The sequence below is a fragment of the Alkalihalophilus sp. As8PL genome, assembly GCF_040939795.1.
GTDB classification, from domain to species: Bacteria; Bacillota; Bacilli; order Bacillales; family Bacillaceae_D; genus Alkalihalophilus; species Alkalihalophilus lindianensis.
In genome coordinates, this window is sequence record NZ_CP162551.1 from 3,301,321 (window position 1) to 3,327,519 (window position 26,199).

Below are 26,199 nucleotides of genomic sequence, written 5' to 3' on the forward strand. Positions count from 1 at the left end.
TCATGATTACAACATTAAAAAATGGCTACATCCTAACAGATAAAGGCGAGTTAGTAAAAAAGGACATTTCATTTGAAAATGGAAAGCTGATCAATGAACGACCTGAAAACCCTAGCAACATAATAGATGTGACAGATAAATTAATTACACCAGGATTTGTGGATGTGCATGTTCATCTACGTGAGCCGGGTGGAGAGAAAAAAGAAACGATTGAAACAGGAACAAAAGCTGCAGCAAGAGGTGGATTTACAACAATCGCGGCTATGCCAAATACACGACCGACACCTGATACGAAGGAACAGCTTAATTGGATGCAAGAAAGAATCGAAGAATCAGCTCGTGTGAACGTTCTTCCTTATGCAGCAATTACTACTCGATTACTCGGACGTGAATTAACGAATTTTGAAGAATTAAAAGAAGCAGGAGCATTTGCTTTCACTGATGATGGCGTAGGAATTCAGTCGGCCGCGATGATGCTAGAAGCGATGAGAAAAGCAGCAGCATTGGACATGGCGATTGTTGCCCATTGCGAAGAAAATACATTGATTCAAAATGGTTCGGTACATGAAGGGCGCTTTTCAAAAGAGAAAGGATTGAATGGAATTCCTTCAGTATGTGAATCTGTACATATCGCCAGAGACGTATTGCTCGCAGAGGCAGCTGGTGTTCATTATCATGTCTGCCATATAAGCACGAAGGAATCCGTTCGTGTCGTTCGTGATGCAAAGCGTGCAGGCATTAAGGTTACAGCAGAAGTTACCCCACATCACTTACTCTTATGTGAAGAGGATATAGAAGGGCTCGATGCAAACTTTAAAATGAATCCTCCTCTCCGTAGTAAAGAAGATCAAGAAGCTTTAATCGAAGGGTTACTTGATGGGACGATTGATTTTATTGCAACCGATCATGCACCACATACAGCTGAAGAAAAAGCACAAGAGATCGAGCTTGCTCCTTTTGGGATTGTCGGCCTAGAGACTGCCTTTACATTGCTGCACACCCATCTCGTACAAAAAAACATCATTACACTTAAGCAACTTATTGATTGGTTAACAGTAAAGCCAGCAACTACATTCAACCTTAAAACAGGTGAATTAAAAGAAGGAAACAAAGCCGATTTATGTGTGATTGATTTAAATCTAGTTGAATCAATTGATCCTACAGCTTTTGCTTCAAAAGGTAAAAACACACCTTTTAAGGGCTGGGAAACAACTGGATGGCCGGTCATGACATTTGTAGGTGGAAAACTTGTGTGGGAAAAGGAGCGTGTTGGACAATGAAAAGACAATTAATCTTAGAAGATGGAACCGTATTTGTAGGAAAAGGGTTTGGGGCAGACACTGAACTTAAAGGGGAAGTTGTATTTAACACAGGAATGACGGGCTATCAAGAGATTTTATCCGATCCATCCTATTGTGGTCAAATTGTTACCCTTACGTATCCCTTAATCGGAAATTACGGAATGAACCGAGACGACTTTGAATCGATTACACCCGCGATTCATGGACTAATTGTTAAAGAAATTGAACTTGAACCGAGTCATTGGAAAAATGAAGAATCACTTCATACTTTCTTAGTAGCTAGAGGAATACCAGGACTCCAAGGCATTGACACGAGAAAGCTAACAAGACTTATTCGTGAGCATGGAACTTTAAGAGGTCGCATTTGTTCGATGGAAGTAGACCCGATTGAAATGGCAGCTGAGCTGAAAAACAGTGGATGGCAACATGATCAAGTTGAAACTGTTTCAGTGAGAGATGCTTATCATGCACCTGGAAAAGGTGAACGGATTGTCTTAGTTGATTTCGGGATGAAGCATGGTATTTTGCAATCTTTAATTGAGAGACAATGTGATGTTGTCGTTGTTCCATATGATACAAGTGCAGAAGAAATCCTCAGACTTAGACCAGATGGAATTCTTTTAAGTAATGGCCCTGGAAATCCAGAAGATGTTCCCCAAGCTATTCAAATGATCCAAGAGCTACTTGGCAAAGTTCCGATTTTTGGAATTTGTTTAGGGCATCAATTACTAGCCTTAGCATCAGGAGCTACAACTAGTAAGTTGCGTTTTGGTCACCGTGGGTCCAACCATCCGGTTAGAGAAATTGCGACAGGTAAGATTGATATTACAGCTCAAAACCACGGATTTACAGTAGATAAAGATAGCTTACCAAACACTCGACTTGAGATGACACATGAGGCAGTCAACGATGGAACAGTGGAAGGGTTAAAGCATTTAGACTATCCTGCATTTAGCGTGCAATATCATCCAGAGGCATCACCAGGACCACAAGATGCGAGTTACTTATTTGATGCATTTTTACAGATGGTTGCAACGGAAAAACAACCTGTATAACAACGTGAATGAAAGATCAATTATGGGAATTGCCGGGAGGAGAGAGTAATATGGGTAAACGTACGGATATCAATAAAATTCTAGTGATTGGGTCAGGCCCAATTGTCATTGGTCAAGCTGCAGAATTTGATTACGCAGGAACGCAAGCATGTCAAGCTCTTAAAGAAGAAGGGTATGAGGTCATTCTCATTAATTCAAATCCAGCAACGATAATGACGGATACGACAATGGCAGATCGCGTGTATATTGAACCAATTACACTTGAGTTTGTCAGTCGAATTATTCGCCAAGAACGCCCTTGCGGAATTGTTGCAACACTTGGGGGTCAAACAGGTTTGAATATGGCGATGGAGCTTGATGAATCTGGCATTCTAGACACGTACAACATCGAATTACTCGGAACTAAATTAAAAGCGATCAAACAGGCTGAGGATCGTGAGCAATTCCGCGCATTAATGAGGGAGTTGAATGAGCCTGTTCCTGATAGTGAGATTGTTCATACACTTAAAGAAGCCCAACATTTTGTTGATGAGATAGGTTATCCAGTGATCGTTCGTCCAGCTTATACATTAGGTGGAACTGGGGGAGGAATTGTCCACAATGACGAAGAGTTGGAAGAAATTGTAACAAGTGGTTTAAAGTACAGTCCCGTTACACAATGCCTGGTTGAAAAAAGCATTGCTGGCTTCAAAGAAGTTGAATATGAGGTTATGCGTGATAAGTCCGACCAAGCAATTGTTGTGTGTAATATGGAAAACTTTGATCCGGTAGGGGTTCATACAGGCGACTCGATCGTAGTTGCACCTAGTCAAACATTAACGGATCGTGATTATCAAATGCTTCGTAATTCATCATTGAAAATCATTCGTGCCTTAGGGATTGAAGGTGGATGTAATGTCCAGTTTGCCCTTGATGCTGATAGTGATCAATACTATATAATCGAAGTAAACCCTCGTGTAAGCCGTTCATCAGCATTAGCATCAAAAGCAACAGGCTACCCAATTGCGAAGATGGCTGCCAAAATTGCAGTTGGCTATGCTCTAGATGAGATCCAAAATCCAGTCACGAAAACAACTTATGCTAGCTTTGAACCTGCCCTAGATTATGTGGTGTCAAAAATTCCTCGCTGGCCTTTTGATAAATTTGAAGCAGCAAATCGAAAGTTAGGCACTCAAATGAAAGCAACGGGTGAGGTAATGGCGATTGGTCGTAATCTTGAAGAATCATTACTTAAGGCTGTTCGCTCTCTAGAAGCTGGATATGATCATTTAAATGATGGAGAAGTGAATGAATTAGATACAGACGCATTAAAAGTGAAAATCACGAAGCCAGATGACCAACGGATTTTTGCTTTAACAGAATTGTTAAGAAGAGGCGTAGAGATTGAAGAGTTACACGAGTTAACTGATATTGACCGATTCTTCCTTCAAAAGCTTAACCGCATTGTCGCAATCGAGCGTAACCTTAGTGAAAATACGAACAACCTAGAAGTATTAACTGAAGCAAAAGAGAGAGGTTTCTCTGATTCTCAAATAGCAAAGCTCTGGGAAACAACTGAAAGAAATATTTATGAAACTCGTATGAATGAGAGTATCATACCAGTTTATAAAATGGTTGATACATGTGCTGCAGAATTTGAATCAGCTACGCCGTATTATTATGGAACGTATGAAGAGGAAATGGAGTCAGTACGAACAGATAAAAAGAGCATATTAGTTCTAGGTTCTGGTCCGATTCGAATTGGGCAAGGAATTGAGTTTGATTATGCGACTGTTCATACTGTTTGGGCGATTAAAGAGTCCGGCTATGAGGCAATCATCATGAACAATAACCCTGAAACGGTATCAACGGACTTTAGCACATCGGATAAACTATACTTTGAACCGTTAACAGTAGAAGATGTTATGCACGTTGTCAATCATGAGCAACCAGAAGGGGTAATAGTACAATTTGGTGGTCAAACAGCAATCAATCTAGCAGATGAATTATCAGCTCGCGGAGTGAAGATCATTGGAACGTCTCTTGAAGATATGGACCGAGCTGAAGATCGTGATAAATTTGAACAAACACTTCTTGCCTTAGATATTCCACAACCATTAGGGAAAACTGCGACATCAGTGAATGAAGCTGTAAAGATAGCTAACTCTATTGGCTACCCGGTATTAGTTAGACCTTCTTATGTTCTAGGTGGACGGGCTATGGAAATCGTATATAAGGAAGAAGAGCTATTACATTACATGACGCATGCAGTCAAAATTAATCCGAAGCATCCAGTCTTGATTGATCGCTATTTAACAGGAAAAGAGCTAGAAGTAGATGCCATTTCTGATGGCGAAAATGTCTACATCCCAGGAATGATGGAACATATTGAGAGAGCAGGAGTTCATTCAGGTGACTCGATTGCAGTGTATCCTCCTCAAACCGTACCAGAGAATTTAAAACAAAAGATCATTGATCGTACGATTGCAATAGCAAGAGGATTGAAAATTGTAGGTCTACTAAACATTCAATATGTGTGGCATAAAGATGAGGTGTATGTACTTGAAGTTAACCCGCGCTCAAGTCGTACCGTTCCATTCCTAAGTAAAATTACCGGGGTATCGATGGCTAACTTAGCAACGAAAGTAATGTTAGGAAAAACGCTTCCAGAACTAGGTTATGCAACTGGCTATCACCCAGAGTCAACGGTTGTATCGGTTAAAGTTCCGGTCTTCTCATTTGCTAAATTGCGTCGCGTAGACATTACATTAGGGCCAGAAATGAAATCAACAGGGGAAGTAATGGGTCGTGATGTAACGCTTGAGAAAGCTCTATACAAAGGATTAATAGCATCAGGTATGAAAATTCCAACGCATGGTTCGGTTCTGTTTACAATTGCGGACAAGGATAAAGATGAAGCGTTAAGTTTAGTCGAGCGCTTTCACCGCATCGGTTATAACATTCTTGCTACAGCTGGAACGGCAGCAGAAATTGAAGAGCTCGGGATCCCTGTTACAACTGTGAATAAAATTGGTGAAGAAAAGCCTCACTTACTTGATGTGATCAGACAAGGACAAGCGCAGTTTGTTATCAATACTTTAACTAGAGGAAAGCAACCTGCACGTGATGGATTTAGAATTCGCCGTGAGTCTGTTGAAAATGGCGTTGTTTGCTTAACGTCAATCGATACAGCAGATGCATTATTAAGTGTATTAGAATCAATTACATTCACATCAGAGAGTATGCCACAAATGGAAGCACCTAAAGGGGGAGTAATGAATGCAGAAACAAGCAATATTCAAAATCACAAGTCAACAGTTAGTAGCGGATCGCATCTATGAACTAACTTGTGAAGGAGAGCAAGTCTTGCAAATGACAAACCCTGGTCAGTTTGTGCATATAAAAGTAGGGAATTTTGATGACATTCTATTAAGAAGACCACTTAGTATCGGTGATGTGGACCTGAATTCAAAAACATTCAAGATGATTTACCGAGTAGAAGGTCAAGGCACGACTCGTCTTTCTAAAAAGGTAGCAGGAGAGGAAATCGACGTGCTAGGTCCGCTTGGAGTGGGATTTCCGGTGGAAGAAGCCCGACAAGGAGAAACCGCTCTCCTTGTCGGAGGTGGTATCGGAGTTCCACCATTATATTATTTATCGAAGCAGCTTGTTGAACGTGGAGTAAATGTGATTCATGTACTTGGCTTCCAGTCTAAAAAAGATGTCTTTTACAAAGAAGAATTTTCAAAGCTTGGACCAACATATGTGACGACTGTAGATGGAACTTATGGCACAAAAGGGTTTGTTACTGATGCAATCGAGTCCTTTAATTTAGAGTGTGATCTCCTATACAGCTGTGGTCCTTCTCCTATGTTGCGTGTCTTAAATGAGAAGTACAAAGATCAACGAGCCTATTTATCACTTGAAGAACGAATGGGCTGTGGAATCGGAGCTTGTTTTGCTTGCGTTTGTCACACATCTGATGACCCAGAGGGCACAAGCTACCGTAAAGTGTGCACGGATGGTCCGGTATTTAAAGTAGGGGAGGTTGTCATATGAGTCGATTATCAATTGAATTACCAGGTCTTTCATTGAAAAATCCTATTATGCCAGCTTCAGGTTGCTTTGGTTTTGGAAAAGAATACGCTGAATTTTATGATTTAGATCGACTCGGAGCGATTATGATAAAGGCGACTACTTCAGAAGCACGATTTGGTAATCCAACTCCTCGTGTCGCTGAAACGACAGCTGGCATGTTAAATGCGATCGGCTTACAAAACCCTGGCTTAAGCGGAGTGCTTGAGCAAGAATTACCTAGACTAGGTCAATTTGATGTTCCTATTATTGCAAACGTAGCTGGGGCCAAAATGGAGGATTACATCGAAGTTGCCGAAAAGCTTTCTCGTAGTCCATATGTAGCTGCTCTTGAGTTAAATATCTCTTGTCCTAACGTTAAGCAAGGAGGAATTGCCTTTGGTACCATTCCTGAAGTGGCAGCTGAATTAACAGCTGCTGTGAAACAGGTCTCAACAAAGCCTGTATATGTAAAACTCTCACCAAATGTTTCTGATATTGTCGCAATGGCAAAGGCAGTTGAGGCTGCTGGTGCTGATGGTTTATCGATGATTAACACATTGCTCGGAATGCGAATTGACTTAAAAACGCGTAAACCAATTCTAGCAAATGGAGCAGGGGGGTTATCAGGTCCTGCGATTAAGCCAGTAGCCATCCGAATGATTCATCAAGTCAGCCAAGTTGTATCCATCCCTATTATTGGAATGGGTGGAGTGCAAACCGTTGAAGATGTTATTGAAATGATGCTAGCAGGAGCTAGCGCAGTAGCGATTGGGACCGCCAACTTCGTAGACCCCTATATCTGTCCACGATTAATTGAAGAGTTACCTGCTAAACTAGATGAACTTGGTATTGATGATGTGAGTGAGCTTATTGGAGGGAGTTGGAGAGAAACATGCAGCGTCCGTTAATCATTGCGCTTGATGTCCATCAAAAAGAGGCAAGAGAAAGATTACTAGAGCCATTTAAAAAGGATTCAATATTCGTGAAAGTGGGAATGGAGCTATATTATCAAGAAGGTCCAAAAATTATTGAGCAACTAAAACAAGATGGCCATCAAATCTTTCTTGATTTGAAACTTCATGATATCCCTAATACTGTAGGGAAAGCAATGACGGTTCTAAGTCGTTTAGGAGTCGACATAGTGAATGTTCATGCTGCAGGTGGTCAGAAGATGATGGAATCGGCACGTGAAGGCCTTGAAAAAGGTACGCCAACAGGTGGGTCACGTCCTAAGTTATTGGCAGTGACTCAATTGACGAGTACAGACCAGCAAATGATGACTGAAGAGCTATTAATTGAAAAAGACTTAACTCATGTTGTTACGCAATATGCTTCCTTAGCTAAAAGAAGCGGGCTTGATGGTGTTGTAAGTTCCGCACTTGAAGTTCCCCTTATCAACGAGGTTTGTGGTCCAGAATTTATAACCGTCACTCCCGGCATTCGCCAGACAAGTGATACGGTGGAAGATCAAAAGAGAGTCGTAACACCGAAACAAGCCAGAGAACTTGGTAGCTGGGGGATTGTTGTTGGACGGGGTATTACTGAGGCCGTGGATCCCTACAAGGTGTATCAAGAAATGAAAAAGGATTGGGAGGAAGAAAAATGAATAAACAAATCGCAGCATCCTTACTAGATATTGAGGCGGTTACACTTTCACCAAATGACCCTTTTACATGGAGTTCAGGAATAAAATCACCTATTTATTGCGATAACCGCATGACTTTATCCTATCCGAACGTTCGTCGTTTGATTGCAGGTGAATTTGAAACGTTAATTAAAGAGAAGTATCCAAATGTTGAAGTCATTGCTGGAACGGCTACAGCAGGGATTCCTCATGCGGCTTGGGTAAGTGAATTATTAGACCTGCCAATGGTGTATGTGAGAGGAAGCGCAAAAGGTCACGGGAAACAAAACCAAATTGAAGGGAAAATAGTTCCTGGACAAAAAGTAGTCATTCTAGAAGATTTAATTTCCACAGGGGGAAGTGCTATTAAAGCAGCTGAAGCATTAAGAGAAGCAGGTGCGGATGTAATCGGAGTTGCTGCAATATTCACCTATGAATTAAAGAAAGCAGAAGATCATTTTAAGGAAATAAATATAGAGGCCTCTGTTTTAACATCTTATTCAACGTTACTTGAAGTAGCTAAAGGCCGTGGTACAATCAGTGAAGAAGAGTTAAAGAAGCTAGTTGCATGGAGCAATGATCCCTCTTCAACTAGTTGGTTAACTCAAAACGACTGATTAACAAAGGGTGAAGTATGATGAGGAAGATGGATGGCGCAGAATTTGATTCACTCGTTTCTTTTTTTGATGGCATGGCACGTACAGAGTGGCTCAGTCAAGTCCATGATCAATTAAAAGAAATGAGTACCTCTTGGCTCGATAAGGACGTTTTAGATGTAGGCTGTGGGACTGGAAGGCTGTTAACTAGGGGATTGAATGAAGCTAATCGTTTAGTAGGGGTCGATTTATCACCTGAAATGATTTCAGCTGCAAAAGAGTTATTTGAAAGTTTGGAAGCAACAAATAAAAGCTTTTTCAAAGTAGGGGATGCATATGAGTTGCCATTTCAAAACGGGGAATTTGATTGCGTCTTATCTACTTGTGTGATGTTTTTATTACCTGAACCGGATAAAGGAATCAAGGAAATGCTTCGTGTGACAAAGGATAAAGGGCATATTGTGATGTTGAATCCAAGTGAAACAATGAATATGGAACAAGCATCAGCATATGCAGACTTACATAATATAACAGGGTTTGAAAAAGAGACTTTGGTTAAATGGTCTAATATTTCAACCAGGCGCCACCGCTATTCTGAAGAGACTTTAACAGACTTACTCATGAAGTTAGGGGCAAAAAAAGTTAGGCATCAGTCTGTATTAAATGGCTTGGCGATGATTACATTAGCAGTGAAATAACGATAAAAGCTCCCTCGTCTTTTATAAAGAGAAGGGAGCTTTTTAAATTTTAATCTTTTTTAGCTAGCTCGATAAAAGCATTGATAGCCTCTACACCTTGAAATGTAAAAATTCCAAGCGCAGAGAACGATAGTAGACCAACTAATAAAAAACGAATCCACATCATGTTCATTCCTCCTTTTAGTCAACGTATTAGTGACAATAGTTGAAAGAAGAAATGAGATAATTAGACCTGAAATAACGGGTATTAAGAAAAAGAAACCTTTTCATCATATACCATACAGGTTGTTGACGAAAATATAAAAGTACGTGAATAAGACCATAGATTAAGAGAATGCTCGCCTGAAAAGAATGAAAGCTAAGCTTTGTATCACTTTGAAAAAGAGGCTCTTGCTCGTATTCAAACAAACTATCATTTGGCATACCCAAAAATGAAGAATGATGAGAATCAACACCATAAATTGAGACGGTGAGTAGTGCAACAATCATGAATAAGGAGATTTTAAATAAATGCTTCATTAGAACCTCCCCCAACTTGTTTTTCTTATCATAGCGTAAAAAGGCTCACTTGCCTAGAATGTCTTTTGAACGATGTTAAATGTAAATAAGCATGGGGATTCACATACAACAAACGAATAATAGATTGCTAGCTGGACAAATAAAAAAGCGGAGGAATCATATGATTCCTCCGCTTTTCTTTAGGTTGTTTCTTTAGATCTTAAACGTAAAATTGTATCTTCATCTGGTGTGACAAACACGGTTGTTTGCTGATCATAGGTAACAAAACCAGGTTTTGAGCCATTAGGTTTTTTGACATGGCGGATTTTCGTGTAATCAACAGGAACAGAGCTTGATTGACGTGCCTTACTGAAAAATGCTGCAACGGTGGCTGCTTCGATAATGGTTGTTTCATCTGGCTCGGTACTGCGAATCACCACATGAGAGCCTGGTATATCTTTTGTGTGAAGCCAAATTTCATCTTGTCTAGCAAATCGATTCGTTAAGTAATCATTTTGTTTATTATTTTTTCCTACATAAAAGGGTAATCCAGTTGATGAAGTATAGATCTCAAGCTGAGGTTTCTCATCCTTACGTTTCTTTTTAGATTGCTTTTGTCTGCGACGTAAGTATCCTTCTTCGATCAACTCTTCACGAATCTCTTCAATATCCCTAGGTGAAGCACTTTCTGTTTGCTGAATGACTTGATCTAAATAATGAATATCTTCTTTTGTGCGTTCAATTTGTTCACGTACAACAGCTACTGATTTCTTAGCTTTATTGTATTTTTTAAAGTAGGCTTGAGCATTATCAGATGGAGACTTTAAAGGATCAAGGGAGATTTCAAGGGTTGGTTGTGATTCATCGTAATAATCGATCACCTCTACTTTTGGGTCTCCACGTTTTACAAGATGAAGGTTAGCTGTTAGAAGCTCCCCTTTTTTTTGATACTCTTTCGCCTTATCAGCATCCGTTAGTGTACGTTCAAGCTTAATGATTTTCTTTTTGCTCTTTTGATACTCATTTCGGAGCAGTTTCTCTAAATCAAACGCTTGTTGTTTAACTCGATCGCGCTCTGCTTTTCCGTAAAAGAATCGATCAAGCATCTCACTTACGGTAGAGAAGCTACGTACTTCACCTTTTAAATGAGTTAAGTTCACGACACTAAAATACTCTCGCCCATCTGCTTCAATCATTTGAGGGTAATATTGCTGATTACGTACATCCGAGAGAATACTTAAAAACGCATCTGGGAGTGATTGTCGATTAGACATGCCTGATCGGTGAATGACTTCTTTTGCTATCAGCGGGGAGAGTCCACTAAAGCGGTTTACAAGCTGACGATCTAACTTCCCTTGATTAAAATCAATTTCACGTAAGATACCCGCTTCATCTGTTTCAATCGGATTTTGCTTTTCTTGCTCGGGAGGCCTTTTATATGGCTGTCCTGGTAGAACTGTTCTGTAACTACTTTGAGCAATACTAACATGTTTAATGCTATCTAAAATGACCATAGTTTTCGCATCAACGATCATCATATTGCTATGACGTCCCATGATTTCAACAATGAGTTTTTTTGTCTGAATATCTCCTAATTCATCCTTGTTACGAATCGTAATCTCGATAATACGCTCCATATCGACTTGTTCAATCGACTCAATAATGCCTCCTTCGAGATGTTTGCGAAGTAGCATACAAAACATTGGAGGTTGAGTAGGGTTTGGGTGTTTTTCCTTCGTTAGATGAATTCTTGCAAAATTTGCATTAGCTGATAAAAGTAATTGGTGGTTTTTTCCATTTGACCGGATAGTAAAGACTAGTTCTGTTTTAAATGGTTGATATATTTTTGAAATTCGACCTGAGTGTAGGGTATGAGAAAGCTCGTGTGTAATGGCACGAGTCATGATGCCGTCAAATGACATGTACGTTCACCTCTTCTAAGAACAATGTTCCCTCTTTTTGAGTGATTAAGGTAGGGTTGTTCAATTTGCTTTCGTTAGTATAGCATGTTTTTCCTCTTCACTGAATAAGATGGCTTGTATAAATACCTATTAGGAATTGTTGTTTTTCTTAGTAGGGAGATGAGAGGACAAATTGTGGGGTGGCGGCATGCAATGGTTAAAGATGAATACAGAAGAAGTCGAAAGGTCAGTTCAGACAAAGATTGAGACAGGCTTATCTGAAAAAGAAGTACAAAAGAGGTTGCGAGTTTATGGGGCAAATAAGCTCGATGATGGAAAAAAAACACCTGCTTTTTTTGTATTTTTAAACCAGTTCAAAGACTTTATGGTTCTTGTGTTACTAGCAGCAACACTTATTTCTGGACTTTTAGGCGAGTACATCGATGCAGTGACCATTATGTTTATTATTTTACTAAACGGAATTTTAGGTTTTGTTCAGGAGCGTAAAGCTGAAAAGTCACTTGATGCCCTAAAAGAACTTTCTTCTCCACAAATGATGGTAAACAGAAATGGTGTATGGCAAAAAGTTCTTTCTACTCATGTCGTACCAGGTGACGTTGTTAAACTGAGTAGCGGGGATCGAATCGGAGCAGACATTCGTTTAACTTCAGCAAATGGATTGCGTGTAGAGGAATCATCCCTTACTGGAGAATCAGTTCCCGTCCAAAAGCATGCATCTCCTCTTGATACGAAGGATGCAACCTTAGGAGATCAAGAGAACATGGCATTTATGGGCACGATGGTCACACAAGGGAATGCGGTTGGGGTTGTGGTAAGCACAGGGATGAAAACTGAGATGGGGAAAATTGCTCATCTGCTCCAATCAACCGAAACATTGGTGACACCTCTTCAGCATAAACTTGAACAGTTAGGAAAAATTTTAATAGCGGTCGCATTATTATTAACAGCACTGGTTGTTGTGATTGGCGTGTGGCAAGGACATGATGTATATACAATGTTCTTATCGGGAGTCTCTCTTGCTGTAGCTGCGATTCCAGAAGGGCTTCCTGCTATTGTGACTGTAGCATTAGCTCTAGGTGTTCAAAGAATGATCAAACGAAAAGCTATTGTACGCAAGTTACCAGCTGTTGAAACGTTAGGTTGTGCATCTGTGATTTGTTCAGATAAAACAGGCACCCTTACCCAAAATAAAATGACTGTAACAAAACTTTGGTCTGGTGGGAAATCATGGAGTGTGAGTGGTCTTGGGTATGAGCCAAGTGGGTCGTTCCATCTAAATGGAGTAGAGGTAAGCCCAGCACGTGAACGAGCCTTGCAGCAATTGTTAAGTTACGGAGCCTTATGTAACAATGCAACGCTAATGGAGCGTTCAATTAAACAAGGGATGCTCCGAAAAGAGAGAAGAGAATTTGTTTTAGATGGTGATCCGACTGAAGGAGCTTTAGTCGTTGCAGCGATGAAAGCAGGCTACAGCACAAATGGTCTAAAAGAACAATATACTAGGTTACTTGAATTTCCATTCGACTCAGCTAGAAAAATGATGAGCGTCATTGTAAAGGATAAACAAGGTCGTTCTTTTATCATCACAAAAGGAGCACCAGATGTCATATTATCTCAATGTACTACCATTGCCTATAACAATCAGACTGAGGCATTTACTTCACAAAGAAAAGATGAAGTGGAGAAAGTGATTGCTACCTTATCTAGTCAAGCTTTAAGAACCATTGCGGTTGCCTACCGACCTCTTAAAGCGAATGAAATATGCCAGCAGTCATTCGAAGCAGAGAGACAATTAACCTTTTTAGGATTAGAAGGGATGATTGATCCCCCAAGACCTGAGGTAAAAGATTCGATTCGAGAATGTAGGCAGGCAGGAATTAAGACCATTATGATTACAGGAGATCATCGTCTTACAGCGTCGGCTATAGCAGGGCAACTAGGGATTTTACGAGAGGGCGGTCAAGTGCTTGAAGGAAAAACCCTTAAGCAAATGAGTGTTGCAGACCTAGAAGGATGTGTAGATGATGTGGATGTTTATGCACGTGTATCACCTGAAGATAAGTTAAAAATAGTCAAAGCTCTTCAAGCAAGAGGCCACATTGTGGCTATGACAGGAGATGGGGTTAATGATGCCCCGGCTATAAAAGCAGCAAATATCGGGATTGCGATGGGGATTACCGGGACGGATGTAGCGAAAGAAGCCTCCTCGCTCATCTTAAGTGATGACAACTTCGCTACGATAAAATCGGCGATTAAAGAAGGTCGAAACATTTACGAAAACATTCGTAAGTTTATTCGCTATATGATGGCTTCAAATGTTGGAGAAATTCTCGTAATGTTATTTGCGATGATTCTAGGTATGCCTTTACCTCTTGTTGCCATCCAAATCTTATGGATTAATTTGGTGACAGATGGTCTTCCCGCTATGGCTCTTGGAATGGACCAAGCAGAAGGGGATGTGATGAAGAGGGCTCCGAGAAATCCAAAGGAAGGTGTGTTTGCAAGGGGACTGACTTGGAAAATTATTAGCCGTGGATTTATGATAGGGATTGTTACTTTAGCAGCCTTTTGGCTCACACTTCAAGCTCACCCAGATGAATTGATTAGGGCGCAAACAGTAGCCTTTGTAACGTTAGTTATGGCTCAACTTATTCATGTATTCGATTGCCGAAGTGAATATTCTGTTTACCACCGAAATCCATTTGAAAATCGATACTTAGTAGGTGCGGTATTGATCTCGATCTTACTAATGATTGCGGTTGTGTATTATCCACCATTACAGCCAGTTTTCCATACGGTCGCCTTAGATATTAGAGAGTGGCTATTAGTCCTTGGAATGGCCTCTATTCCAACAGTCGTGTTAGGTGGCTTTCAATTGTTTAAAAAGAAATGATTCATTAGGCAGACGAGTTCACGTATTCGTGAACTCGTTTCATTTTTATTTTTCTAAACAACATGAAAATCAGTGATCGAAATAGATTCTACTTGTTGCCACGAATAAAGTCCGTTAGAATAGAGCCATGGATGTGATATTATGCGAAGTATGACGGGCTACGGACGTTGCAGCTTTAAACAAAATCATTTCTCAATAAATGTAGAAGCAAAAGCGGTTAACCATCGCTTTTTTGAATGCAACCCTCGCATACCACAAATGTTTCTTTCTCTTGAAGAAGACATACAATCATGTTTACATAGTAAGGTTAAGCGGGGTAAAATCGACCTTTTCATTCATATAGAAAAAGGTGAACTAGTTAAACAGAGATTATTGATTGATTATGACCTATTAAGTGAGTATACGAGAATTGCTGAAGAACTTAAGTCTACGTCTCAAGAAATTGATGGGGTATTGGACATCAATACACTTATCTTGCAAGATCAACTTGTAAAAAAAGTTGAAGTAGAAGGTGAGGATCTTGAAGAAGTAAAGAAAATGATCGTGTCAGTCGTGGAAGCTTGTGTGGATTCATTAATAGAGATGAAGAGCCGTGAAGGAAAACAATTAAAACTTGATTTGTTCAATCAATTGAATCAGATGAAAAAAATCATTTTAGAAATTGAAACAAAAGCTCCTGAATTAAACCGCCTGCTTCAACAAAAAATGCAAGATAGAATCGCTCAAAGCTTAGCGGACTTGAATGAGTCTATTATGGACCGAATCATAACAGAGGCATGCATTTATGCTGAAAAAGCAGATATTAATGAAGAACTTGTACGCCTACAATCTCACATTGCTCATTTCACCCACATTTGCGACCAGGAAGATTACCCAATTGGGAGAAAGTTGGATTTTCTTGTTCAGGAGATGAACCGTGAAGTGAACACAATTGGGTCTAAAATAAATGATGCTACTATAAGACAACTGGTGGTTTCATTGAAAAGTTACATAGAAAAGATTAAAGAACAAGTGCAAAATGTTGAATAGAGCGTAGAAATCGAACGCCTTTTCGTATATAGTTAGGTTAGTTTGGATAAAAATGATGAGAGTGGTAGTCGGCTCTCCTAACAGATGGGGGAACATGCATGAATATTAAACTCATTAACATTGGATTTGGAAATATCGTATCAGCTAATCGAATTATTTCCATTGTTAGTCCAGAATCAGCACCAATAAAGCGAATTATTCAAGATGCGCGTGATCGTAATATGCTAATTGATGCAACTTACGGACGCCGCACAAGAGCGGTAATTATTGCAGATAGTGACCATGTCATTCTAAGCGCAGTTCAGCCTGAGACTGTTGCTCAACGATTGACAAGTAAGGAAGAAGGTTCGGAAGAGGCATAACACATCTTGTGAATGCCTTATTTTTAATCAGGTACATTTTAATTGAAAGTTGCAGCCGCAAAGTGTGCAATCTATGTGGTGTAGGAGGTTTCCATGAAGAAAGAAAAAGGATTATTAATTGTATTATCAGGTCCAGCCGGTGTGGGTAAAGGGACAGTTTGTGGGGCATTACGTAAAGAAGATACAGATATTCAATATTCTGTTTCTGCTACAACGAGACAGCCTCGTGCAGGTGAAGTAGACGGAATTAACTACTTCTTCAAAACTCGTGATGATTTTGAAGAGATGATTAAAAATGACCAACTGCTAGAGTGGGCAGAGTATGTTGGCAATTACTACGGTACACCTATTGACTATGTAAGAGAAACACTTGATAATGGACAAGATATTATCTTGGAGATTGAAGTGCAAGGTGCATTGAAAGTACGTGAGAAGTTTCCTGAAGGTGTATTTATTTTCCTTATGCCGCCAAGTCTTGCTGAACTTAGAGCACGAATTGTAGGGCGTGGTACGGAAACAGAAGACGTCATTAATAAACGCATGACGGTAGCGAGAGAAGAAATCGACATGATGAAAAAATATGATTACGTTGTTGAGAATGATCAGGTTGAGCTTGCTGTTGAGCGAATTAAATCCATCGTTGTCGCAGAACATTGCAAAAGAGAACGATTAATTGAAAAATACAAAGAGTTAGTGGAGGTAGACTAATGTTATACCCATCAATTGATTCATTAATGGATAAGTTAGATTCAAAATACACGCTTGTTACCGTTTCGGCAAAACGTGCAAGAGAAATTCGTGATGATGCGAAGCGTGGACCACTTGTAACGCGTCCAAAAGCATACAAGCCTGTTGGGATGGCGCTAGAAGAGATTTTAGAAGAGCACTTACGCTTTGAGCGTGTCAACCCAATTGAAAAAGACTAGTTTATAAACCAGGGAAAGAGTCTGACTCTCAACAAACCAAAGGTTGATCTCACAGAATTTCTGTAAGAAGGATCAATTTTTGTTTTTAGGGGGCAGGCTCTTTGTTTACGTTAAGACAAGCAGGTATGATACATAGAAGATGAACGATTAAAAGTACGAAACGGACGCTTGGAAAAATATAATCGACAAATGTGAAGGGTGAGGAGTTACGATGCTAAAAGGAAAAAAAGTACTATTAGCTGTATCAGGTGGGATTGCAGCTTATAAAGCTTGCACATTAACAAGCAAATTAGTCCAAGTAGGTGTTGAAGTAAAGGTGATGATGTCTGAATCTGCAAAAGAATTTGTCACGCCATTAACCTTTCAAGCCCTTTCAAGAAACCCTGTGTATGATTGGACATTTCATGAACCAGATCCAACAAAAATCGCACACATTGATCTGGCAGATTGGGCTGATTTAGTCATGGTTGCCCCAGCTACGGCAAATGTGATTGGGAAATTAGCTAACGGAATTGCAGACGATATGGTTACGACTACACTACTAGCGACGAAAGCAGATATTTACCTTGCACCGGCAATGAATGTGAATATGTATCAACACCCAGCTGTACAAAAAAACATAGCAACCCTTAAGGACTATGGCTATTCATTTGTAGAAGGTGAGTCTGGGTATCTGGCATGTGGATGGACAGGTAAAGGTCGCATGGCGGAGCCTGAAATTTTATTTGATGTTATTGAGCATGCTCTTTCAGAAGACGGAACTGGTTCAAATCAACCATTAAAAGGAAAAAAAGTCCTCATTACAGCCGGACCGACCCAAGAGAAAATTGATCCGGTCCGGTATTTTACAAATCATTCTACTGGGAAGATGGGATACGCTGTAGCTCGTGCTGCTAAGCAAGCGGGGGCTTCAGTTACGTTAATTTCAGGACCTACACAGCTACCTGAACCAACTGGTGTAAATGTCGTGCATGTCACAACGGCTGAAGAAATGTTTAATGCTGTGATGTCGGTCTATACTGATGCTGATATCGTAATTAAATCAGCAGCTGTTGCTGACTACAGGCCTAAAGAAACATTTGATCAGAAGCGTAAAAAACAGCCAGGCCAGTGGAGTGTGGAAATGGAGCGTACAAAAGATATTTTACATACTCTTGGAGAGAGAAAGGCATCTCAAATTCTTGTCGGATTTGCCGCTGAATCGGAACATGTAGAAGATTATGCAATACAAAAACTTGAAAAGAAGAATTTAGACCTCATTGTTGCCAACAATATTACAACTCCAGGTGCAGGCTTTAAGGGAGATACGAATATTGTAACCATTCTCTCTAAAGATGGGCTGACAAAACGTTATGATCAGCAATCAAAAGATGAAGTCGCTTCACGCATTATCGATGAAATTGTTTCTTATACAGAAAGGAATACTCCTTAATGATTGCAAAAGTGGTTGTTGATGTACCTTCACAACAAACGGATCGTCTCTTTGATTATCGGGTTCCTACAGAGTGGCAAGATGTGGTCAAACCAGGAATGCGGGTCGTTGTTCCATTTGGTCCAAGAACGATACAAGGTTTTGTGATTGAACTAACAGAAACCTCAACTCATCAAAAGTTAAAGAAGATTATAGATATACTAGATGTGATACCTGTTTTAACACCAGAGTTACTTAAGCTTGGAGATTGGCTAACGGATGAGACCCTTAGTTTTAAAGTGTCTGCCTATCACGTAATGTTACCGGCTGCGCTTCGTGCAAAAGTAAAAAAAGAGGTTGTCATATCTGGAGATCGTGGAAAACTTGGCATGGCTCTTCAAGCCCTTTTTGGAAAATCTGATCGTATAAGTTGGGACGTTTTGACCAAAGAGCATCCAAGCCTTGTGAGGTCTGTTCAAAAATTAATTCAACATGAGGAGCTAGATCTTCACTATATAGTAAAGGATAAAGGCAATAAAAAAACAGAAAGAGTTCTTTCGCTTGTTCCTACAGATCAGACCCTTGACGAAATTCTTGCACATGTATCACCACGTGCAAAAAAACAACAAGATGTCCTCCGTTCTTTATTTAATCAATCGGAACCAATCAAAACAATGGAGCTATTAAGCAAGCTTAATACAACACGTGCCACTCTAACGCCATTATTAAAAAACGGCTTAGTCATTGAAGGCGAACAAGAAGTGTATCGTGACCCGACTGGGGGGAAAGATTTTAAGCAAACAAAGCCACTGCCATTAACGGATAAGCAAGCAATGGTGATTGCACCTATTCTCCAAACGCTTGAGAACAACAAGCATGAAGCCTTTTTAGTTCATGGGGTCACAGGGAGTGGGAAAACGGAAATTTATTTACAGTCCATAGCCAAAACGTTGGATAATGGTGGAGAAGCAATTGTTCTGGTTCCAGAAATAGCCCTTACCCCTCAGATGGTGGATCGATTTAAGGGACGTTTTGGATCGAAGGTAGCTGTTCTTCATTCAGGCTTATCTATGGGAGAAAAATATGATGAATGGCGTAAGATTCATAGGGGTGAAGTAAAGGTAGTTGTTGGAGCTAGATCGGCTATCTTTGCTCCTTTTACAAACCTCGGTCTCATCATTATTGATGAAGAGCATGAAGCAAGCTATAAGCAAGAAGAAAACCCTCGTTATCATGCGCGAGATGTTGCGATGTATAGAGGGCGTTATCATAGGTGTCCGGTCATATTAGGAAGTGCAACACCTGCATTAGAATCATTTGCACGGGCCAAAAAAGGTGTGTACACACTCTTACCTTTATCAGAGCGTGTCAATAATCGCCCGATGCCAAGTGTGAATGTCATCGATATGCGAGAAGAGTTGCGCTTAGGAAATAGGTCAATGTTCTCTACGGATTTACTAGAGGCTATGCAAAAGAGATTAGAGCGAGGCGAACAAACTGTTCTATTTTTAAATCGAAGAGGGTATTCAACTTTCGTGATGTGCCGTGACTGTGGGTATGTTGCTACATGTGAACACTGTGATATTTCTTTAACCTACCACAGAAGTCATAACCAATTAAAATGTCATTATTGCGGTCATGAAGAAGCAATGCCACAGACATGTGAATCATGTGGTAGTGAGCATATTAGGTTTTTCGGAACGGGTACACAAAAAGTCGAAGAAGAGTTAGCTCGTGTGCTACCTGAGGCAAGAGTGATCAGAATGGATGTAGATACAACGAGAAAAAAAGGTGCACATGAGAAGCTTCTCACTTCTTTTGGAAATGGCCAAGCAGACATCCTTCTTGGAACTCAGATGATTGCTAAAGGATTGGACTTCCCAAAAATCACTCTAGTAGGTGTATTAGCAGCAGATTCAATGTTACATATCCCTGACTTTAGATCGAGTGAGAGAACGTTTCAACTCATGGAACAAGTTAGTGGAAGAGCAGGGCGTCATGAGTTGCTTGGTGAGGTGATTATCCAAACGTATTCACCCGAACATTACAGCATTGAATTAGTGAAATCACATGATTATGAAGCCTATTTTGAGATGGAGATGCGCCAGCGCAAGCAAGGGGGCTATCCTCCTTACTATTATTTAACGTTACTAAATGTTTCCCATCCTGAAATAACCAAAGTCATTGGGGTGACTGAAAAAATCACTCAATTTCTTAAAAGAGAGCTGGCTAATGATACGGTTATATTAGGTCCAGTGGCCTCTCCTATTGCTCGTATTAAAGATAGATATCGCTATCAATGCATGATAAAATACAAAAATGAACCTAAGCTCGTTAGCTCGTTGCGGGAAATTCAGCAACATTATTTAAAAGAAATGAATCAAGGCCAATTGCAAATCTCGATCGATTTGCAGCCTTATTTATTTATGTAATCAAACATTGAGATACAGATGAACGGATCAGAGAAAGGCAGGAGCAGTATATGAAAATTGTATTTATGGGAACACCGGACTTTTCCGTACCGGTTTTACGTCAATTAGTAACAGAAGGATATGAAGTAGTGGCATGTGTGACCCAACCTGATCGCCCTGTTGGAAGAAAGCGCATCATGACACCTCCTCCTATAAAAGTAGAGGCAGAAAGCCACGGAATTCCAGTTTTACAACCAGAGCGCATTAGAAACAAAGAAGAAGTAGAGCGTGTCCTTAGCTATCAACCAGACTTAGTCGTCACAGCTGCATATGGTCAAATTCTACCGAATGATATTTTAGAAAAGCCAAAACATGGTTGTATCAATGTTCATGCCTCCTTACTTCCTAAGTATCGAGGAGGAGCTCCTATCCATCAGTCTATTATTGATGGGGAGTCTGAAACAGGTATTACGATTATGTATATGGTAGAAAAGTTAGATGCGGGAGATATTTTGACACAAGTGAAGGTTCCTATTTTAGAAGACGATCATGTAGGCTCCGTGCACGATAAATTAAGTGTAGCCGGTGCTAAGCTATTAAGTGAAACGATCCCTCCGTTAATCGAAGGAAAGTTAAAACCAGTTGTACAAGATGAGTCGGGTGTAACATTTGCTAAAAATATTAGTCGTGAGATGGAAAAAATGGATTGGTCTAAGAGCGGTGAAGAACTCTACAACCAAGTTCGTGGCTTGCATCCGTGGCCTGTTGCTTTTACAACTCTTGATAACAAACCCTTAAAAATCTGGTGGGCTAATAAAGTAGCAGTTTCGACTCAAAATGAGCCGGGTACCATTCTTGCAATTGAAAATGATGAATTCGTCGTTTCAACTGGAAATCAAACGGCTTTAACAATTACAGATTTACAACCATCTGGAAAAAAACGAATGACGGCAGAACAGTTTTTACGTGGTGCTGGTAGTCATTTAGAAGTAGGTATGAAACTTGGAGAAGAACATGAGTAAAAATGTCCGTGAAGTGGCAGTAGATGTCTTAATGCAAATTGAAAAAAATCAAGCGTATAGTAACCTTTTACTCAATCAAACGATCAAGAAATCAAAATTAGATCGTCGTGATATCGGCCTATTAACTGAGCTAGTATACGGCACCATTCAACGTCGTGATACACTCGATTACTTTTTACATCCTTTTGTAAAAAAAGGGTTGCATAAATTAGATGCCTGGGTGAAAGTGTTGCTACGAATTTCGGTTTATCAATTAGTGTACCTAGACCGTATTCCAGATCGTGCCATTGTGCATGAAGCGGTGACCATTGCAAAAAAACGTGGTCATCAAGGGATCAGTGGGATGGTAAATGGTGTGCTACGAAGCATTCAAAGAGAAGGTGTACCTGATATTAAGGATCTGAAGGATCCAGTCAAACGTATTGCCCTTGAAACGAGTCATCCGGAATGGCTTGTGAAACGTTGGGTTGACCAATTTGGTGAAGAGGATACTCGCTTAATGTGTGAAGAAAACCTAGTTTCCCCTGCTGTAACCGTTCGAGTAAATCAAACAAGAGCCACTAGAGCCCAAGTGATCTCGATGCTTCAAAAAGAAGAGGTTGAGGCAAAAGAAGGAGATCTTTCTGAAGATGCCATAATCATTGTCAGTGGTCAGCTTTTTGAAACAAACGTATTTAAGGAAGGCTATGTTACGGCTCAAGATGAAAGTTCTATGTTAGTAGGGCGAGCTCTTGGTTCAGTACCTGGTGAAAGAGTGGCGGATGTTTGTGCCGCTCCTGGTGGTAAGACGACTCACTTAGCAGAACAAATGAATAATGAAGGTACGATCTACGCATTTGATTTACATGAACATAAGGTAAAATTAATTCGGGGACAAGCAAATCGTCTTGGACTCTCTATTATTGAAGCAACTGCACAAGATGCAAGAAAACTTCAAGAAGAGTATGAACCTGAAAGCTTTGATCGTATCCTTGTGGACGCTCCTTGCTCAGGCTTTGGAGTAATTAAACGTAAGCCAGATATTAAATGGGCAAAGAAAGAAGAAGATATAGCTGCGATTCAAAAAGTTCAACTAGCTATATTGGATGCTATAGCCCCTCTATTAAAAAAAGGTGGTACATTAGTATACAGTACGTGTACTGTGGATAAAGATGAGAATGAACAGACTGTAGATTTATTTTTAAGCAACCAGCCATCGTTTAAAATGGATGGTCGGCTAAAAGAAAGATTACCACTTCAAGTTCAACAGTCAAAACGATTTAAAGAGGGTATGGTAACCATTCTTCCTCAAGACTTTAAAACGGATGGGTTCTTTATTTCTAGTATGGTCAAACAGTAATTTACATTGCTTATAAAGGATTTTTCTTACATCTAGCGAAACAGAAGGGTATGTGGTTTGGATGTGCAGTACTTTAAGCTTATGAAAGTACTGGGCACATCGTGTTAGGTTTTCAAGGGAGATGAGGTGATGGAGAAGATGCACTATACGTTCCAGACAAATGTAGGGAAAGTTCGTACCCACAATGAAGATAGTGGAGGCGTTTTTTCAAATGAATATGGAATCCTTGCAATCGTAGCTGATGGTATGGGTGGTCATTTAGCTGGTGATGTTGCAAGCAGTATGTCTGTTTCATTTCTTGAAAAAGAATGGGCGAACGTACAAGCGGTTATGACAGCTAAAGAAGCAGAAAAATGGTTAACAGAACAATGTACAAGATTAAATGAATATCTCTATGATCACGCGATGAATCATAAAGAGTGTCAAGGGATGGGTACAACGATTGTAGCTGCTCTATGTACGGAGGAATTTGTGTCACTTGCTCATGTGGGTGATAGCAGAGTGTACATCGGTAATGAATTTGGATTTAAATTAAAAACCTCCGATCATTCATTGGTACAGGAATTAGTGAACACTGGACAAATTACTGAAGAGGAAGCAGAACATCATCCGCGTAAAAATGTTTTGCTTAGAGCTTTAGGCACCGAACGAGCTATCAAAGTGGACGTGCAAACTCTTCAAGTAGAAGAGAAGCAGATCATCATGCTTTGTTCTGATGGTCTATCAAATAAAATGGAAACAGATGAGATGGAAGCTATTCTACAGGCGGATGAACCAATTGAGACAAGAGCAGAAACGTTTATTACTAAGGCGAACGAACGTGGCGGAGAAGATAACATTTCAATTGCGATAGTTGAATATCCTAATGCTGTTGATGCGGATAAGGCTAGGTGAGGGAAATGATAGGTAATCGAATTGCGGGTCGTTATCAGATTCTTGAAACGATCGGTGGCGGAGGAATGGCAAATGTTTATAAAGCATTAGATGTCATTTTAGATCGCCATGTTGCAGTCAAAGTTCTCCAACCACAATTTTCAGAAGATGAACAATTTATTAAACGTTTTCGCAGAGAAGCTCAAGCTGCTACAAGTCTTAATCATCCAAATGTAGTTAATATTTTTGACGTGGGTGAAGAAGGAAATACTTACTATATTGTGATGGAATATGTTGAAGGTTTAACATTAAAAGAGTTAATCCAACAACAAGGTACCCTTCAGGTTGATCAAGTACTTGATCTATTAAAGCAAATGATGGCAGCGATTGCTCACGCCCATGCCAATCAAATCATTCATCGCGATATTAAACCACACAATATTTTAGTCGGTCGTGATGGGGTAGCCAAGGTGACTGATTTCGGAATTGCAAGAGCTATTTCTTCTGCAACGATCACCCACACGAATTCCGTCATGGGCTCTGTTCACTATTTATCACCTGAGCAAGCTCGCGGGGGACATATCACGTATCGCTCTGATATTTATTCGTTAGGGATTGTGCTGTTTGAAATGGTTACAGGCACTTTACCGTTTAAAGGTGACACTGCAGTCTCCATTGCTATTAAACATTTACAAAATGAAGTGCCATCTGCTAAGGCGCTTGTTCCAGACTTACCTCAAAGTATTGAGAATGTTATTCGGAAGGCTACAATAAAGGATCCTCAAAAACGTTATCCTTCTATTCATGAAATGGAAGAAGACGTCGAAACGGTGCTCGATCCTGCTCGCATAAATGAGCCTGTATTTTATGCTAATGATGTTGAAGAGGATATGACAAAGGCGATTCCTATTATCAAGGATGATCAAGTGAATGAAGATGATGTTGATAAAACAATTGAAGTAAGATCTGAAGAGCGAACAATACCACCAGCTCCAATTGTTCCTACAAATGAAGAGTCTATTTCATCTCAAGATGAAGCGATAAAAGAGGATACTCCCTCTAAGAAGAAAAAGAAGAAGTGGTGGATTATTGGTTTAATCGTCTTGTTCTTACTTTTAGGTTCTTCTGTTGCAGCTTTGGTGCTCTTCCCAAATCTTTTTTATGTAGCTGAAGTGGAAGTACCTGACGTAGTAGAGATGGTTTACGAAGAAGCAGAAGAAGAATTACTCAGTTTAAATTTAGTTGTTGAGCGAGAAGATATAGAAGCTGAGGGCATAGAGCCTGGTCATGTCGCACGTCAAAGCCAACGACCTGGTTCAAAAGTGAAAGAACAATCTAGGATTATTTTATATGTGAGTGAAGGGGAAGAAAGTTTTGAGCTCGATGATGTAACGGGTTTGCCAATTGACCGTGCTGAACGGTTGCTTGATGAACAAGGGTTAACAGTCGAGCGGATAGAACGAGTTGACTCGACTCAATCTCCAGGAATCGTAACTGAGCAACGTCCTAGTGCAGGTGAAAGTGTGGTAGCGGGTGAGACGACGGTGTACCTTACTTACTCCGTTCAATCTGAGATTAGACTTCGAAATTTAGAGGGCGAGCGTGAAGAAGCTGCCAGGGAATATCTAAATGAAGTAGAATTAAATGGCCGTTTTCAAAATGAACATTCTGACACCGTGGCTGAAGGTCTAGTTATTCGTCAATCACCGGGACCGTTTACAATGGTACAACCTGGAGATGACGTCCAAATTATTATATCTAGTGGACCAAGAGAAGAGGAACCAACTGAACCAGACCCAGAACCAGAGCCTGAACCAGACCCAGAACCTGAACCTGAACCAACACCGGAAGAACCAGATTCAGAGCCGCAAGACGATTCGCCTTTAACAAAGCAATATGAAGTGAATCAGCCCGTTGATGTCTCAGCTGAGGATCAAGAAGCTGGGAACAGTTACGACATTAGAATCGTTTATCGAGATGCTACTACTGAGGGAAGTGACCAAGTCTTTGTTGAAGAATCCATCTCTGAGCCAAAAACGTATTCAATCCCACTTGAAGTAAGTGAACAATACCCAGGTTCGTTTGATGTTTATGTGAATGGAAATCAAGCTCATAGTTCAAAACAATATACGATTGATTAATAGAGGGGGGCTTAGTAGTAAGCTAAGCCCTTTTGCTCTGCA

At 40.2% G+C, this 26,199-nt stretch carries 21 protein-coding genes; 19 read left to right on the forward strand and 2 right to left on the reverse strand.

Annotated elements, in window-relative coordinates; all coding sequences use genetic code 11:
• Positions 1 to 2: 2 nt before the first annotated feature.
• Genes AB3N04_RS18200 through AB3N04_RS18235 form a run of 8 tightly spaced genes read left to right on the forward strand, consistent with a single transcriptional unit; the run spans position 3 to position 9,330 of the window.
• On the forward strand, positions 3 to 1,280 hold the full coding sequence (locus AB3N04_RS18200) for a dihydroorotase (RefSeq protein WP_368504008.1): 1,278 nt from the start codon (positions 3 to 5) through the stop codon (positions 1,278 to 1,280).
• Positions 1,277 to 2,356 carry a carbamoyl phosphate synthase small subunit gene (locus tag AB3N04_RS18205; protein WP_368504009.1) on the forward strand — a complete coding sequence of 360 codons (1,080 nt, stop codon included), beginning with the start codon at positions 1,277 to 1,279 and terminating at the stop codon, positions 2,354 to 2,356. Before AB3N04_RS18200 ends, AB3N04_RS18205 begins: the two co-directional genes overlap by 4 nt.
• Positions 2,357 to 2,406: 50 nt before the next feature.
• Positions 2,407 to 5,676, forward strand: a complete 3,270-nt coding sequence (gene carB / locus AB3N04_RS18210; protein WP_368504010.1) for a carbamoyl-phosphate synthase large subunit — start codon at positions 2,407 to 2,409, stop codon at positions 5,674 to 5,676.
• Complete coding sequence (locus AB3N04_RS18215) at positions 5,615 to 6,394, forward strand: dihydroorotate dehydrogenase electron transfer subunit (protein ID WP_368504011.1); 780 nt, start codon at positions 5,615 to 5,617, stop codon at positions 6,392 to 6,394. Before carB ends, AB3N04_RS18215 begins: the two co-directional genes overlap by 62 nt.
• Positions 6,391 to 7,320 (forward strand): dihydroorotate dehydrogenase, encoded by a 930-nt coding sequence (locus tag AB3N04_RS18220; protein ID WP_368504012.1) that lies wholly within the window; start codon positions 6,391 to 6,393, stop codon positions 7,318 to 7,320. Before AB3N04_RS18215 ends, AB3N04_RS18220 begins: the two co-directional genes overlap by 4 nt.
• On the forward strand, positions 7,305 to 8,018 hold the full coding sequence (gene pyrF, locus AB3N04_RS18225; protein ID WP_368504013.1) for an orotidine-5'-phosphate decarboxylase: 714 nt from the start codon (positions 7,305 to 7,307) through the stop codon (positions 8,016 to 8,018). The genes AB3N04_RS18220 and pyrF overlap by 16 nt, the downstream gene beginning before the upstream one ends.
• Entirely contained in the window at positions 8,015 to 8,653 is a 639-nt protein-coding gene (gene pyrE / locus AB3N04_RS18230; RefSeq protein WP_368504014.1) for an orotate phosphoribosyltransferase, read from the forward strand. Before pyrF ends, pyrE begins: the two co-directional genes overlap by 4 nt.
• A gap of 17 nt (positions 8,654 to 8,670) precedes the next feature.
• Positions 8,671 to 9,330 (forward strand): class I SAM-dependent methyltransferase, encoded by a 660-nt coding sequence (locus AB3N04_RS18235; RefSeq protein ID WP_368504015.1) that lies wholly within the window; start codon positions 8,671 to 8,673, stop codon positions 9,328 to 9,330.
• Between the two features lie 192 nt (positions 9,331 to 9,522).
• Here the strand turns inward: AB3N04_RS18235 and AB3N04_RS18240 are convergent, their stop codons facing one another.
• Entirely contained in the window at positions 9,523 to 9,849 is a 327-nt protein-coding gene (locus tag AB3N04_RS18240; protein ID WP_368504016.1) for a hypothetical protein, read from the reverse strand.
• A 179-nt stretch (positions 9,850 to 10,028) separates the two neighbouring features.
• Positions 10,029 to 11,750, reverse strand: coding sequence for an NFACT family protein (locus tag AB3N04_RS18245; protein ID WP_368504017.1), 1,722 nt, complete (start codon positions 11,748 to 11,750; stop codon positions 10,029 to 10,031).
• Between the two features lie 187 nt (positions 11,751 to 11,937).
• Between AB3N04_RS18245 and AB3N04_RS18250 the strand changes: the two genes are divergently transcribed.
• From AB3N04_RS18250 to pknB, 11 genes are all read left to right on the forward strand, one after another.
• Positions 11,938 to 14,643, forward strand: coding sequence for a calcium-translocating P-type ATPase, SERCA-type (locus AB3N04_RS18250; RefSeq protein WP_368504018.1), 2,706 nt, complete (start codon positions 11,938 to 11,940; stop codon positions 14,641 to 14,643).
• A gap of 141 nt (positions 14,644 to 14,784) precedes the next feature.
• A complete protein-coding gene (locus AB3N04_RS18255) occupies positions 14,785 to 15,672 on the forward strand; it encodes a YicC/YloC family endoribonuclease (protein WP_368504019.1) in 888 nt (295 codons plus the stop codon).
• Positions 15,673 to 15,770: 98 nt separating this feature from the next.
• On the forward strand, positions 15,771 to 16,034 hold the full coding sequence (gene remA / locus AB3N04_RS18260) for an extracellular matrix/biofilm regulator RemA (RefSeq protein ID WP_317122562.1): 264 nt from the start codon (positions 15,771 to 15,773) through the stop codon (positions 16,032 to 16,034).
• 93 nt (positions 16,035 to 16,127) lie between these two features.
• Positions 16,128 to 16,742 (forward strand): guanylate kinase, encoded by a 615-nt coding sequence (gene gmk, locus AB3N04_RS18265; protein WP_368504020.1) that lies wholly within the window; start codon positions 16,128 to 16,130, stop codon positions 16,740 to 16,742.
• A complete protein-coding gene (rpoZ, locus tag AB3N04_RS18270) occupies positions 16,742 to 16,960 on the forward strand; it encodes a DNA-directed RNA polymerase subunit omega (RefSeq protein ID WP_317122564.1) in 219 nt (72 codons plus the stop codon). The genes gmk and rpoZ overlap by 1 nt, the downstream gene beginning before the upstream one ends.
• 211 nt (positions 16,961 to 17,171) lie before the next feature.
• Positions 17,172 to 18,392, forward strand: coding sequence for a bifunctional phosphopantothenoylcysteine decarboxylase/phosphopantothenate--cysteine ligase CoaBC (gene coaBC / locus AB3N04_RS18275; RefSeq protein ID WP_368504021.1), 1,221 nt, complete (start codon positions 17,172 to 17,174; stop codon positions 18,390 to 18,392).
• Positions 18,392 to 20,803, forward strand: coding sequence for a primosomal protein N' (gene priA, locus AB3N04_RS18280; protein WP_368504022.1), 2,412 nt, complete (start codon positions 18,392 to 18,394; stop codon positions 20,801 to 20,803). Before coaBC ends, priA begins: the two co-directional genes overlap by 1 nt.
• 50 nt (positions 20,804 to 20,853) lie before the next feature.
• Complete coding sequence (gene fmt / locus AB3N04_RS18285) at positions 20,854 to 21,804, forward strand: methionyl-tRNA formyltransferase (protein ID WP_368504023.1); 951 nt, start codon at positions 20,854 to 20,856, stop codon at positions 21,802 to 21,804.
• A complete protein-coding gene (gene rsmB, locus AB3N04_RS18290) occupies positions 21,797 to 23,143 on the forward strand; it encodes a 16S rRNA (cytosine(967)-C(5))-methyltransferase RsmB (RefSeq protein ID WP_368504024.1) in 1,347 nt (448 codons plus the stop codon). The genes fmt and rsmB overlap by 8 nt, the downstream gene beginning before the upstream one ends.
• Before the next feature lie 138 nt (positions 23,144 to 23,281).
• Positions 23,282 to 24,037 carry a Stp1/IreP family PP2C-type Ser/Thr phosphatase gene (locus tag AB3N04_RS18295; RefSeq protein ID WP_368506096.1) on the forward strand — a complete coding sequence of 252 codons (756 nt, stop codon included), beginning with the start codon at positions 23,282 to 23,284 and terminating at the stop codon, positions 24,035 to 24,037.
• Between the two features lie 5 nt (positions 24,038 to 24,042).
• The gene (gene pknB, locus AB3N04_RS18300; RefSeq protein WP_368504025.1) at positions 24,043 to 26,157 is read left to right on the forward strand and encodes a Stk1 family PASTA domain-containing Ser/Thr kinase; all 2,115 of its coding nucleotides are present in this window, start codon (positions 24,043 to 24,045) and stop codon (positions 26,155 to 26,157) included.
• The last annotated feature ends 42 nt before the right edge of the window (positions 26,158 to 26,199 follow it).

What these genes read in the sequence shown, in the direction of transcription:
- AB3N04_RS18235 (WP_368504015.1), top strand. Translation starts at nt 8,671, where the DNA reads ATGATGAGGAAGATGGATGGCGCAGAATTTGATTCACTCGTTTCTTTT.
- rsmB (WP_368504024.1), top strand. Translation starts at nt 21,797, where the DNA reads ATGAGTAAAAATGTCCGTGAAGTGGCAGTAGATGTCTTAATGCAAATT.
- AB3N04_RS18245 (WP_368504017.1), bottom strand. Translation starts at nt 11,750, where the DNA reads ATGTCATTTGACGGCATCATGACTCGTGCCATTACACACGAGCTTTCT.
- AB3N04_RS18250 (WP_368504018.1), top strand. Translation starts at nt 11,938, where the DNA reads ATGCAATGGTTAAAGATGAATACAGAAGAAGTCGAAAGGTCAGTTCAG.
- carB (WP_368504010.1), top strand. Translation starts at nt 2,407, where the DNA reads ATGGGTAAACGTACGGATATCAATAAAATTCTAGTGATTGGGTCAGGC.
- fmt (WP_368504023.1), top strand. Translation starts at nt 20,854, where the DNA reads ATGAAAATTGTATTTATGGGAACACCGGACTTTTCCGTACCGGTTTTA.
- AB3N04_RS18220 (WP_368504012.1), top strand. Translation starts at nt 6,391, where the DNA reads ATGAGTCGATTATCAATTGAATTACCAGGTCTTTCATTGAAAAATCCT.
- AB3N04_RS18240 (WP_368504016.1), bottom strand. Translation starts at nt 9,849, where the DNA reads ATGAAGCATTTATTTAAAATCTCCTTATTCATGATTGTTGCACTACTC.
- AB3N04_RS18205 (WP_368504009.1), top strand. Translation starts at nt 1,277, where the DNA reads ATGAAAAGACAATTAATCTTAGAAGATGGAACCGTATTTGTAGGAAAA.
- gmk (WP_368504020.1), top strand. Translation starts at nt 16,128, where the DNA reads ATGAAGAAAGAAAAAGGATTATTAATTGTATTATCAGGTCCAGCCGGT.
- rpoZ (WP_317122564.1), top strand. Translation starts at nt 16,742, where the DNA reads ATGTTATACCCATCAATTGATTCATTAATGGATAAGTTAGATTCAAAA.
- pyrE (WP_368504014.1), top strand. Translation starts at nt 8,015, where the DNA reads ATGAATAAACAAATCGCAGCATCCTTACTAGATATTGAGGCGGTTACA.
- AB3N04_RS18255 (WP_368504019.1), top strand. Translation starts at nt 14,785, where the DNA reads ATGCGAAGTATGACGGGCTACGGACGTTGCAGCTTTAAACAAAATCAT.
- coaBC (WP_368504021.1), top strand. Translation starts at nt 17,172, where the DNA reads ATGCTAAAAGGAAAAAAAGTACTATTAGCTGTATCAGGTGGGATTGCA.
- remA (WP_317122562.1), top strand. Translation starts at nt 15,771, where the DNA reads ATGAATATTAAACTCATTAACATTGGATTTGGAAATATCGTATCAGCT.
- AB3N04_RS18200 (WP_368504008.1), top strand. Translation starts at nt 3, where the DNA reads ATGATTACAACATTAAAAAATGGCTACATCCTAACAGATAAAGGCGAG.
- pknB (WP_368504025.1), top strand. Translation starts at nt 24,043, where the DNA reads ATGATAGGTAATCGAATTGCGGGTCGTTATCAGATTCTTGAAACGATC.
- AB3N04_RS18295 (WP_368506096.1), top strand. Translation starts at nt 23,282, where the DNA reads ATGCACTATACGTTCCAGACAAATGTAGGGAAAGTTCGTACCCACAAT.
- pyrF (WP_368504013.1), top strand. Translation starts at nt 7,305, where the DNA reads ATGCAGCGTCCGTTAATCATTGCGCTTGATGTCCATCAAAAAGAGGCA.
- AB3N04_RS18215 (WP_368504011.1), top strand. Translation starts at nt 5,615, where the DNA reads ATGCAGAAACAAGCAATATTCAAAATCACAAGTCAACAGTTAGTAGCG.
- priA (WP_368504022.1), top strand. Translation starts at nt 18,392, where the DNA reads ATGATTGCAAAAGTGGTTGTTGATGTACCTTCACAACAAACGGATCGT.